Annotated in this window: 12 protein-coding genes; 4 read left to right on the top strand and 8 right to left on the bottom strand. The window is 73.6% G+C overall.

Features of this window, described 5'->3' with window-relative positions:
- Window positions 1-45 precede the first annotated feature (45 nt).
- Both V6U82_RS30255 and V6U82_RS30260 read right to left on the bottom strand, forming a co-directional pair.
- On the bottom strand, window positions 46-963 hold the full coding sequence (locus V6U82_RS30255; protein WP_334467346.1) for an alpha/beta hydrolase family protein: 918 nt from the start codon (window positions 961-963) through the stop codon (window positions 46-48).
- The gene (locus tag V6U82_RS30260; RefSeq protein ID WP_121686421.1) at window positions 960-1301 is read right to left on the bottom strand and encodes a hypothetical protein; all 342 of its coding nucleotides are present in this window, start codon (window positions 1299-1301) and stop codon (window positions 960-962) included. The genes V6U82_RS30255 and V6U82_RS30260 overlap by 4 nt, the downstream gene beginning before the upstream one ends.
- Window positions 1302-1372: 71 nt before the next feature.
- Between V6U82_RS30260 and V6U82_RS30265 the strand changes: the two genes are divergently transcribed.
- Complete coding sequence (locus tag V6U82_RS30265; protein ID WP_121686422.1) at window positions 1373-1930, top strand: helix-turn-helix domain-containing protein; 558 nt, start codon at window positions 1373-1375, stop codon at window positions 1928-1930.
- On the opposite strand, the gene V6U82_RS30270 is transcribed toward V6U82_RS30265, so the two are convergent.
- Both V6U82_RS30270 and V6U82_RS30275 read right to left on the bottom strand, forming a co-directional pair.
- Window positions 1903-3357, bottom strand: coding sequence for an MFS transporter (locus V6U82_RS30270; RefSeq protein ID WP_121686423.1), 1455 nt, complete (start codon window positions 3355-3357; stop codon window positions 1903-1905). The two genes, V6U82_RS30265 and V6U82_RS30270, sit on opposite strands and share 28 nt — an antisense overlap.
- A 71-nt stretch (window positions 3358-3428) precedes the next feature.
- Entirely contained in the window at window positions 3429-3665 is a 237-nt protein-coding gene (locus V6U82_RS30275; RefSeq protein ID WP_120569832.1) for a hypothetical protein, read from the bottom strand.
- Window positions 3666-3808: 143 nt separating this feature from the next.
- Between V6U82_RS30275 and V6U82_RS30280 the strand changes: the two genes are divergently transcribed.
- Entirely contained in the window at window positions 3809-4936 is a 1128-nt protein-coding gene (locus V6U82_RS30280; protein WP_334467360.1) for a geranylgeranyl reductase family protein, read from the top strand.
- On the opposite strand, the gene V6U82_RS30285 is transcribed toward V6U82_RS30280, so the two are convergent.
- Window positions 4923-5957 carry an NAD(P)-dependent alcohol dehydrogenase gene (locus V6U82_RS30285; protein ID WP_128137018.1) on the bottom strand — a complete coding sequence of 345 codons (1035 nt, stop codon included), beginning with the start codon at window positions 5955-5957 and terminating at the stop codon, window positions 4923-4925. The two genes, V6U82_RS30280 and V6U82_RS30285, sit on opposite strands and share 14 nt — an antisense overlap.
- Window positions 5958-6052: 95 nt before the next feature.
- On the opposite strand from V6U82_RS30285, the gene V6U82_RS30290 reads away from it, so the two are divergent.
- A complete protein-coding gene (locus tag V6U82_RS30290) occupies window positions 6053-6238 on the top strand; it encodes a hypothetical protein (protein ID WP_128137017.1) in 186 nt (61 codons plus the stop codon).
- Between the two features lie 40 nt (window positions 6239-6278).
- On the opposite strand, the gene V6U82_RS30295 is transcribed toward V6U82_RS30290, so the two are convergent.
- Window positions 6279-8066: a bifunctional metallophosphatase/5'-nucleotidase gene (locus V6U82_RS30295; protein WP_334467353.1), complete on the bottom strand. Its 1788-nt coding sequence runs from the start codon at window positions 8064-8066 to the stop codon at window positions 6279-6281.
- A 151-nt stretch (window positions 8067-8217) separates the two neighbouring features.
- Here V6U82_RS30295 and V6U82_RS30300 point away from each other — a divergent pair, with 151 nt between their 5' ends.
- Window positions 8218-9120, top strand: a complete 903-nt coding sequence (locus V6U82_RS30300; protein ID WP_334467355.1) for an SDR family oxidoreductase — start codon at window positions 8218-8220, stop codon at window positions 9118-9120.
- Between the two features lie 134 nt (window positions 9121-9254).
- On the opposite strand, the gene V6U82_RS30305 is transcribed toward V6U82_RS30300, so the two are convergent.
- Window positions 9255-9905, bottom strand: coding sequence for a nucleotidyl transferase AbiEii/AbiGii toxin family protein (locus V6U82_RS30305; protein WP_071094961.1), 651 nt, complete (start codon window positions 9903-9905; stop codon window positions 9255-9257).
- Window positions 9902-10228: a hypothetical protein gene (locus V6U82_RS30310; protein ID WP_334467358.1), complete on the bottom strand. Its 327-nt coding sequence runs from the start codon at window positions 10226-10228 to the stop codon at window positions 9902-9904. The genes V6U82_RS30305 and V6U82_RS30310 overlap by 4 nt, the downstream gene beginning before the upstream one ends.
- Window positions 10229-10943 lie beyond the last annotated feature (715 nt).

The following is a 10943-nucleotide window of genomic DNA, read 5'->3' on the forward strand; positions in this document are numbered from 1 at the left end:
GCCAGAGGCCGGCACCCGGATCGGGTGCCGGCCTCTCGCGTGTCCTCATCCGCTGTGTGCGGCGAGCCACGACAGCACCGGTTCCACCACCGACGGGTCCAGCGGCTGCTTCGCCTCGTCCCGGTACGCCCGCAGCGACGGCGGCCCCGGCTGGCGGCGCAGCACGTGGGTGACGTCCGGCAGCACCCGCGTCTGCACCGGACCGCCCGCGTGCGCGGCGACGACCGGCAGGTCGGCCGGATCGGTCTGGAGGTCCTTGTCGCCGGTGAGCGCGAGGATCGGGGCGTCGACACGGGCCAGGTCCGGCCGCGGGTCGTAGCGCAGGAACTCCCGGAACCAGCGGGCGTTGAGCCGCTGCCCGCCGACCCACGCCACGTCCTTGTCGGTGGCGAGGATCTTCTCGTGGTTGCGGGCCACCTTCGCCACCAGGTCGGTGCGGGTGAGTCGGAGCACGAGGCGTACCGGCGCGGGCAGGGTGGGCAGCAGCCGCGCGGCCTGCCGGCGCAGCACATCGGCGCCGGTGCGCCCGGGCGCGGAGAGCAGGACGAGGCCGGCCACGGGTACGCCGCGCGCGGCGAGCGCGACAGCGGTGAGCGCGCCCTCGCTGTGCCCGACCAGGAACAGCCGCCCGCCGTCCACGGCCGGGTCGGCACGCAGCGCCGCGAGCACGGCGGCCGCGTCGTCGACGTTGTCGTGGAAGCCGGTACGCAGGAACTCGCCGCTGCTCTCGCCGACGCCCCGCCGGTCGTACCGGGCGACCGCGAACCCGGCGCCGGCCAGCGCGACGGCCAGGTGCCGCTGGATGCCCAGGGGCAGGCGGCGGTGGTCGCCGTCGCGGTCGATCGGCCCGGAGCCGGGCAGCAGCAGCGCCACCGGATGCGGCCCGGCGCCGTCGGGCAGCGTGAGTGTGCCGGACAACCGCTGCCCGCCCGCGTCGACGGCGAGCGCGCGGTCGACGGTCACCGCAGCACCGCCGCGGCCAGGGCCGGGGCGTCGTCGGTGCCGATGAGCAGGGAGTCGTACGCCTGGCCGGTGAGGGTGATGCGGACGGCCGGCTGGCCGCCGCGGACGCTGACGAACTCCTTGCCGGCCCTGCCGCGCCAGGTGCCGACGTTGCGCGTGCGGGGCACGCCGAGTCCGGGCGCCCGGATGCCGCGGGTGGCGCGGGCGCCGTCCGGTACGACGACGGCGCCGCTGACGGCGGAGCGGGGGAACGACAGGTCGCCGCGCAGGGCCCAGATCTTCTCGGCGGTGGTGAGACGGACGTCGATGCGGTCGGCGGTGATGTCGATGGTGGCCATCGGCGAACTCCTCAGTTCTGTTATCGTCAGTGAGAACATTACCGGAGGCGATAACAAAAAGGGGAGCCCCTGTGGCACTCGACACCGTGGAGCTGCTGCTGCACCCGATCCGGCTGCGCATCGTCCAGGCGTTCCTGGGCGGCCGCACGCTCACCACCACCGACCTGCGCGCAGCGCTGAGCGACGTGCCACCGGCCACGCTCTACCGGCAGGTCGCCACGCTCGCCGACCACGGCGTGCTGCACACGGTGGGGGAGCGGCGGGCCCGCGGCGCCGTCGAGCGCAGCTACCGGCTCCACGAGGCCGCCGCGTCGGTGGACCCGGACGAGGCCCGGGCCATGAGCCCGCAGCGGCACCGCCAGGCGTTCCTCACCTTCGTCGCGGGCCTGCTCGCCGACTTCGACGGCTACCTCGACGCCGGCGGCGGCGACCTGGCCCGCGACGTGGCCGGCTACCGGCAGAACGCGTTCCACGCCACCGACGCCGAGACCGCCGAGTTCGTCACCCGGTTCCGCGACCTGTTCGCCGAGTACGCGGCGCTGGGCCCCGGCCCCGGCCGCACCCGCCGGCTGCTCACCACCGTCCTGCTGCCCGCCGCCGATCAGGAGCGGCCCGCGGAGCGCCGGTGACCGAGCACGATGTCCGCCACGGCGGCGCCGAGCGCCAGCACGATGATCCCGGCGGCGAGCAGCAGTGAGTGGCGGAACGCCGTACTCCAGTCGCCGCGGTCGGCGGCGAGCGTCGAGAAGAACAGCGCGCCCACCGCGGCGATGCCGGCAGCCGACCCGATGCGCTGCCCGGTCTGGAGCATCCCGGCGCCGCTGCCGGCCATCGGCACCGGCACCTCGGACAGCGTGAGCGTCTGGTTCGGCGCGATCACCAGGCCGCTGCCCAGCCCGGCGACGAGCAACGGCAGCGCGGTCCGCAACGGCACGTTCTCGTGCGGCCCACCGGCCAGCACCAGGTCGGTCGCGACCAGGCCGGCCACCACCGCCAGCAGCCCGATCGCGACGAGCGGACGGCCGTACCGGGTGACCACCCGGCCGCCCAGCGCGGAGGCGAGCGCCGAACCGAGCGCGAACGGGGTGATCGCCAGGCCGGCCACGAGCGCGCTGTAGCCGAGCCCCATCTGGAGATAGAGCGTGAAGATGAAGAAGATCGCGGTGAACCCGGCGAAGTAGATCAGGCCGATCAGCGCGCCGAGCGTGTACGAGCGGACCGTGAACAACCGCAGGTCGAACAACGGCTGGGCGCGCCGGGCGTACCGGTGCTCCCAGAGCGCGAACCCGGCGAGCAGCAGCAGGCCGACGGGGATCAGCAGCCACTTGCCCGGGCCCCGCCACTGCTCCCGCTGCACCAGCGGCAGCAGGATCACCGTCACCCCGGCGCCGAGCAGCAGCACGCCGAGCGGGTCGAGCCGGCCCCGCCCGGCGGGGTTTGTCGGCCGGGCCGGCATCAGCCGCCAGCCGAGCAGCATCGCCACGATCCCGACCGGGATGTTGACGAAGAACACCCACCGCCACCCGTGCTCGGCGCCGCCCAGTTCGATGAGCAACCCGCCGAGCAGCGGACCCACGGCGGTGGAGATGCCGATCGTCGCGCCCAGCAGCCCGAACGCCCGGCCCCGGTCCGCGCCCCGGAACAACTCCTGGATCATGCCGCTGACCTGAGGATTCACCACACCGGCGGCAGCGCCCTGGACGAGCCGGGCGACGACCAGCCACTCCGGGGAACGGGCCAGCCCGGCCAGCGCGCTGGTGAGCGTGAACAGGCCCACCCCGACCACGAACGCGGTACGCCGCCCGCGCGCGTCGCCGAACCGCCCGGCCGGCACGAGCACCAGGCCGAACGTCAGCGCGTACCCGGACAGCACCCACTGCAGGTCGCTCGGCGTGGCCTGCAACGCCCGGTCGATCGAGGGCACCGCGACGTTGACGATGCTGACGTCCAGCAGCGTCATGAACGCCGCGATCAGGCCGACGCTCAGCGCACGCCAGCGGCGCCGGCCGTCGTACCCGGTGTCCTGCACCGGCGTCGACGACCGGCCCTCGCTCATCGTGCCCCCCACTGACCGTCGATCACCCGACTCCGATCGCTACCCGGTGCCCGGTGGGGCAAACGACCCGATCACGCCGTCTGGCGCGCGCACCACCGGGGTCCGAAGTCCAGGCCGGACATCGGGGAGTCCTCGCGGTGCAGCAGCCCCCGCTCGGTGAGCGAGTGCAGCGGCTCGCGCAGCTCCTCCTCGGTCATCCCGGTCTCCTGGGCGATCAGGTCCGGGTAGGGGACGTGCCCCTGCACCTCCAGCGCGGAAACCGCCTGGTAGACCCGTTCCTCGACCGCAGACAGCTGGACCTGAGGCATCGCTTCCCTCCTCGGCGTGGACCGCCCGACCCGCGGACGGCCGGCGACCGGCGGTTACCCGGACGGGCCGCGATGATGCTCACCCGTTCGACTGTCGTATCGGGCGGCGCGGCACGGCGGTGCCCTAGGCTGCACCCGTGATCATGGATCTCGTCGTGGTCGGCGGCGGGCCCGCCGGACTCTCCGCCGCGCACGCCGCGGCCCGGGCCGGCGTGCGCACGCTCGTGGTCGAACGGGCCACCCACCCCCGGTACAAGACGTGCGGCGGCGGCCTGATCGGTACGTCGCTGGCCGAGGTCGCCGACCGCGTCGAGGTGCCCGCCCACGACCGGGTCGACCGGGTCACGTTCACCCGGGACGGGCGACGCCCGTTCACCCGGCGGCACCCGGCGCCGCTGGTCGCCATGATCCGCCGGGAGGAGTTCGACGACCGGCTGCGCGCCGCCGCCGTCGCCGCCGGGGCTCAGGTCCGCGAGGGCGTCGCGGTCCGCGCGATCGAGCAGGACCCCGACGAGGTACGCCTGCGCCTGGCCGACGGTGAGACGGTACGTGCCCGGGCCGTGATCGGGGCGGACGGCTCGTCCGGGGTGACGGCGCGGCACGCCGGGGTACGCTTCCGCCAGGTCGACCTCGGGCTGGAACTGGAACTGCCGGTGGACGCCGCCGAGCGGGACCGCTGGCGCGGCCGGGTGCTGCTCGACTGGGGGCCGCTGCCCGGCTCGTACGCGTGGGTCTTCCCGAAGGGCGACCGGCTGACCGTCGGTGTCATAGCCGCCCGGGGCGACGGCGAACGGACCCGCGCCTACCTGCACGACTTCACCGACCGGCTCGGCCTGTCCGGGGTGGCGCCGGAGCACGACTCCGGTCACCTGACCCGCTGCCGCACCGGGGACTCCCCGCTGCGGCACGGCCGGGTGCTGGTCGCCGGGGACGCCGCCGGGCTGCTGGAACCGTGGAGCCGCGAGGGGATCAGCTACGCGCTGCGCTCCGGCCGGCTGGCCGGTGAGGCGGTGGCCGCCGGTGACCTCGACGCGTACGCCCGGGAGGTCGACCGGCGGCTGACGCCGGAGATGCGTGCCGGGCACCGGCTGCTGGAGGTGTTCGAGCGGCGGCCCGACGTGTTCCACGCGATGCTGGCCAGCCCGCCCGGCTGGCGGATGTTCGTCCGGTTCTGCCAGGGCCGGGCGAGCTTCGCCGAGGTGCTCGACCGGCGGCCGGTTCGGGCCGGGCTGGCGCTGCTCGACCGGCTGCCCCCGCTCAGGGGACGATGACCGCCCGCCCCCGCACCTCGCCCCGGCGCAGCGCCTCGTACGCCTGCGGCGCCTCGGCGAGGGGGAACGTGTGCACGTCGGCGTGCAGCCGGCCGTCGCGGGCCAGCGCGATCACCTCGTGCAGTTCGGCCCGGGTGCCCCAGAACGGCACCACCACCCCGGTCTCCAGCGGCACCGGGGGCGGCTCGTCGGCGACCGGCCGCACCGGCAGCGTGCCGCCGGCCAGGCCCACCAGCAGGATCTGACCGCCGGTGGCGACCACCTGCCGGGCGGTGTCCAGCGTGGGCTGCGCGCCGACGAAGTCGAGCACCACGTCCGCGCCGTCCGGCGCCGGCCCGACCAGCTCGCGGATCTGCTCCACCGCGTCCGGTCCGGCCTGCACCGTGTGGTGGGCGCCGAGGCGGCCGGCCAGGTCCAGCGCGGCGGTGTTCGTGTCCACCGCGATGATCCGTACCGCTGTCGTCGCGAGCAGGATCTGCAACCCCATGTGCCCCAGCCCGCCGATGCCGATCACCACGCAGGAGGTGCCGGGCCGCAGCCGGGGCCGGGCCAGGTCCACCGCGTGGTACGGGGTCAGCCCGGCGTCGGTCAGCGGCGCCGCCTGGGTCAGGTCCATGTCGCCCACCGGCAGCAGCCGGGACGCGGGCACCACCACGTACTCGGCCAGCCCGCCGTCGCGGCTGAGCCCGATGCCGCCGACCGGGATGACCCGGCAGCGGTTCTCCTCGCCGCGCAGGCAGGCCCGGCAGCGGCCGCAGCCGATGATGCCGTAGACCGCGGCCCGGTCGCCGGGCGACCAGCCGTCCACCCCGGCGCCGACCGTGTCGACGGTGCCGGCGATCTCGTGCCCGAGCGTCATCGGGATCGGGAACACGCCCGCCGGCGCGTCGAGGATGTGCAGGTCGGAGTGGCAGGCACCGACCGCGCCGACGCGCAGCAGCACCTCACCGGGGCCGGCCTGCGGCGTGGGCACCTCCGTGTGCTCCAGCACACCGGGTGCGGTCATCCGTACTGCGCGCATGTCTCCTCCACCTCGTCGCCGACGGTATTCGCGGCGGCATACCCGTGCCGTGGCGGTTGATGCGGAGACGGGACGGGTGAGCGCACAATGCGGTCATGAGCGAACCGGCCGAGTCGTTCACCGACGAGGAGTACGCGTTCCTGCGGCACGTCCGCTTCGGCGAACTGCCGGCCCGGGTACGCCCGGAGGAGCGGATCGAGTCCGCCGAGACCGAGTTCCCGCCGGACCGGCCGGACCCGGTCGGCGGGGAGTCGGAGTGGCACCTGCGCGCCGGCGGCTGACGGGGCCCGGACAACCGGCCCGGACCCCGCCGCCCCACGGTCAGAAGACCGGCACGCCCTCGCGTACCAGCTTCCAGTTGGGCACGAAGAAGTCGGCCGGGTCGATGACGCCCTTGGCCTGCGCCCAGTCGATGAGCAGCTGGCGGATCTCCTGCTGGGCGTTGTAGACCTGGGTCTTCACGATGCCCGGGAAGTTGCCGCCGCCGCTGCGCCGGTAGTTGTTCACCGCCACCACGAACCGGGCGTCCGCCGCGACCGGGGTGTCGGTGCCGGCCAGCACCAGGCGGGTGATCCGCTCGCCGACCGGCTTGGCGATGTCGATGTCGTAGTCGACGCCGGAGAACACGTCGTAGTTGTAGTCCGGTACCGCCGGGTCGCTGATCGTCTCCGGGTTGACCGGCGCGCCCGCGGGCAGCGTGACGAAGTACTTGGCCGAGTACTCCAGGTACGCCTTCACCTCGGCGCCGGTCAGCACGACCGCCTCCAGCGTGTTGTCGTACACGTAGAGGCCCGCCACGTCGCGGATGCGCACGTCGCCCTGCGGGAACACCGCGGTGCGGCTGAACGGCGCGGCGATGGACAGCACCGGCAGGCCCGCGTACTCGCCGCCGGCCAGGGCCTCGGTGACCACCTCGGTCTGGACGTGGTTGATGAAGTCCAGGATCGGGGTGTCCTTGTACCGCGACTCGGCGGCGGACAGCTCCACGCTCGACTGCGCGACGACCCGGTTGACGTACTCGACGGTCGTGGCGTGTTGGCCGCGCACGGCCGCGAGCACCGCCGGGTCCTCGACCACGGTGTTGGTGTTGAGCGTGGTGGCCGACTTGGCGGTCACCGTCCAGCGGCCCTTCTCCCGGGTCAGCGTGAAGTCCATCCGGGTCAGCCGCTGACCCCACTTCGACGGCTCCGAGGTGAGGACCCGCTCGCCCGTGACCAGGTTGGTGACGAACTTCTCCGGCACCTCGTTGTGCGCGTGGCCGAACAGGATCGCGTCGATGCCGGGCACCTGCTCGGCGATCAGCGCGGTCGGGTTCTCGTTCGGCAGCTCCGGGCCGTAGCTGGAGGTGCCGCTGTCCCCGCCGTGGGCGGAGATGACGACCAGGTCGGCGCCGCGGCGGCGCATCTCCGGCACCCACTTCGCGGCGGTGGCGACCATGTCGGCGAAGACGAGGCGGCCCTCGACGTTGCCCTTGTCCCAGATGGCCACGCCGGGGTTGGTCAGGCCGAGGATGCCCACGCGCAGCTTGGGCGCGCCGTGCCCGCCGAGCTTGACCTCCTTGATCACGTACGGGAGGAACGCAGGCTTGCCGGTCTTCGCGTTGAGCGCGTTCGCGGCCAGCGCCGGGAAGCCGAGCTGCTCGATCCAGGTCGCCAGCAGCGGCAGGCCGTAGTTGAACTCGTGGTTGCCGAGCGTCACGGCGTCGTACTTGAGCACGTTCATGGCGCGGGCCATCGGGTGCGTCTCACCGGTGCTGGTGATCGGCTCCTGCTTGGCGTAGTAGGTGGCCAGCGGCGTGCCCTGGATGGTGTCGCCGGCGTCCAGGACCAGCGTGGCCCTGCCCTTGCGCTCGGCGCGGATCTGGTTGACCAGGGTGGCGAGCTTCGCGACGCCGACGTCGTTGTGCTTGCTGTCGTCGTACTCCGCGTCCTTGTAGTAGTCCCAGTTGTAGACGTTGCCGTGGGTGTCCGACGTGCCGAGGATCGTCAGGTCCCAGGTCTTCGGCTTCGGCTTCGCCTCGGCGGGCGCGCCGGCCAGCAGGGGGGCGGTCGCGGCGGCGGCCGCGACGGCCAGCACCTGGCGCCGGGAGGCGCCGGAGGAGGAGGTCATGAGGTGCCTTTCCGAATGGGGGGTACGCGCCTCGTGGGCGCCGCTGCGCACCATAACCACCACCTGTCGCGTGCGCCACACCGGCCCGATTGTTTGCCTTCCGGTCACAGGCTGCTGTTTTCGCGCCGGTCACCGGGGTAGGGGCGGATCCATGAGCGAGGACCAGTTCACCCAGCAGCACCCGGCCGAGCAGTACGGACAGAGCGAGGGGCAGCCGGCGCAGCAGCAGACGCCGCCCGGCAGCGAACAGGAGATGGGGCCGAAGCCGGACCACGGCGAGGAGTCGTACCGGGGCAGCGACCGGCTCACCGGCAAGCGGGCGGTCATCACCGGCGGTGACTCCGGCATCGGCCGGGCCGTCGCGATCGCCTTCGCCCGCGAGGGCGCCGACGTGCTCGTCACCTACCTCGGCGACGAGGAGGAGAAGGACGCCCGGGAGACGGTCGCCCTGATCGAGCAGGCCGGACGCAAGGGCGTCGCCGTCCAGTGCGACCTGCGCGAGGAGGCCAACTGCCGTGCGCTCGTCAACCAGGCGGTACGCGACCTCGGCGGCGTCGACATCCTGGTCAACAACGCGGCGTTCCAGATGTCGCAGGACAACGGCCTGCTCGACATCACCACCGAGCAGTTCGACCGGGTCTTCAAGACCAACGTGTACGCCATGTTCTGGCTCTGCAAGTTCGCGGTGCCGCACATGAAGGAAGGCTCGACGATCATCAACACCTCGTCGATCCAGGCGTTCGACCCGTCGCCGCAGCTGCTCGACTACGCCACCACCAAGGCCGCCATCGCCAACTTCACCAAGGCGCTCGCGCAGAACCTGGCCGAGCGCGGCATCCGCGTCAACGCGGTCGCGCCCGGCCCCATCTGGACGCCGCTGATCCCGGCCACCATGCCGGAGGAGAAGGTCAAGCAGTTCGGCACCGACACGCCGCTGGGCCGTCCCGGTCAGCCGGCCGAGCTGGCGCCCGCGTACGTCTACTTCGCCTCGCAGGAGTCCAGCTACGTCACCGGCGAGATCCTCGGCGTCACGGGTGGCCGCCCGACGAAGTGACGGCCCGCCCGGTTCCCCGGCCGGTCCCGTCCCGCTGGCCGCCGTCCGTCTGGTCGCCGCCGACTGCCGGGGTCGCTCCGATCCGTGGGTGACCCCGGTCGGCGGGACGGCTCCGACTCCCGGGCGGACCTCGGTCAGCGGGGCCAGGCGGCCATCCGGCGGCGCACCTCGGCGATCCGCGGCGCGTCCAGGCCGTAGCGGGTGAACCGGCGGTCGGCCAGCCCGTCGAGGTAGCGGCCGGCGGCGCGCACATCCTCGTCGTCGAGGGCGGGGTCGACCTGCCGGGCCAGCTCCAGCAGCTCCGCGACCGTGTACCGGTCCAGCGCGGCGGACACGTCGATGTAGTCGCGTACCTCCCGCCGGTTCACCAGCGCGGCGGTCTTGTTGGCGATCAGGTCGCGGACGTCCATGACCGGGCCGAGGTCCATCACCACCGGGCTGCGGTGCCGGTCCAGGCGGGCCAGGCTGAGCCGGATCTGCCGGCCGTCCCGGCTCACCACGAAGTCGCGCAGGTCCCGGTCGAAGCCGTCGAACACCTCGCCCAGCCCGCCCGGGTCCACCTCGGCCACCCGGTAGCCGGCCCGTTCCAGCGCCGCCCGTACCCCGTCGGCCGCCGCCGCGGCGGCGCCCTCCACGTCGGCGAACAGGTCGACGTCCTCGGTGGGGCGGGTGACCAGGCCGTGTACGGCCCACGCCACCCCGCCGCCGAGCACGAAGCGGTGCGGGCCGGCCGCGGCCAGGGCCACCCGGGCCACCTGCCGGTAGAAGTCGTGCGGGTGGGTCACGCCGGGCGCAGGCTCCCGTGCCGGCCCTCCCAGGCCAGGCGTACGCCCCGGGGCAGGTTGAGCAGCGGCCACAGCCGGCGCAGCGTGCCCGCGTGGATCAGCTCGCGCAGGTCCTCCACCCGGGTCGTCTCGCGCAGCACGTTCTCGTACATCCAGAGCAGCTCGTCCGGGTCGCCCAGGTCGAAGGCGCGTTCGCTGCTCCACATCAGGCGTACCGGCAGCTCGACGATGCCGGTCGTGGGACCGGTCAGCTCGTCCAGGGTGCGCGCCACCACGGCGGGTCGCCCGGGGCGGGCGAGGTACGCGTGCGCGGTGACCGACATGGCATCAGGGTAACCCCAACCCGGCCCCTTTCCCCCCATCCGTCCCCGCACAGCACGTGCTCGCCGTGTTCACCTCGCGCGGCGCTCCGCCGGAGATCTTGGAAGATCTCGGCCCCCATGAGGGCCGCTTCCTTCCAAGATCTCCGTGGTGGCCTGTGCGACGGACCTGCTGAGGTTCGCTGGGGCGGGCTCGCGCCGACGGTGGTGCCCTCTGCCGCCGGGCGGATGGAGATCTTGGTACGTTCGCGTCCCTCCGGGGGCCGTTCCGTACCAAGATCTCTCGCGGATCCGCTTGGGGCCTGTCTTGCGTGCGGGTCTGCCGCGACCCTTCCGTCGATCATGAGGTTGACGGTGACGAACCGGACATCACCTGCCGTCAACATCATGATCGACGCGGTGGGCGGTGGGCGGTGGGCGGTGGGCGGCGGGCGGGTGCCTCGGCCGGGGTGGGGGAGCGGGCGGGTCGGGGGTGGTGTCCGGTGCTGCGTCGGGTGTCCGGTTTCGGGGTGGTCGGGGACACCCGGGCGGTGAAATCGGTGGCGGGGTCGGGGCGTTGTACCTGGTGAACGACCGCAGCAGCGCCCCCGCACCCCCGCAACGCGGGCGGCAGCGTCCGGGAATGATCCCGGCCCGGCGGTCGTTGGACATGTCCCCGGCGCGACCAGCGAACCCCCTCGCACGCCACCCCCGGCGTCCGCGGGCCGCGTGAGCAGAC

It is taken from the genome of Micromonospora sp. CPCC 205554, assembly GCF_036902745.1.
Classification (GTDB): Bacteria; Actinomycetota; Actinomycetes; order Mycobacteriales; family Micromonosporaceae; genus Micromonospora; species Micromonospora tulbaghiae.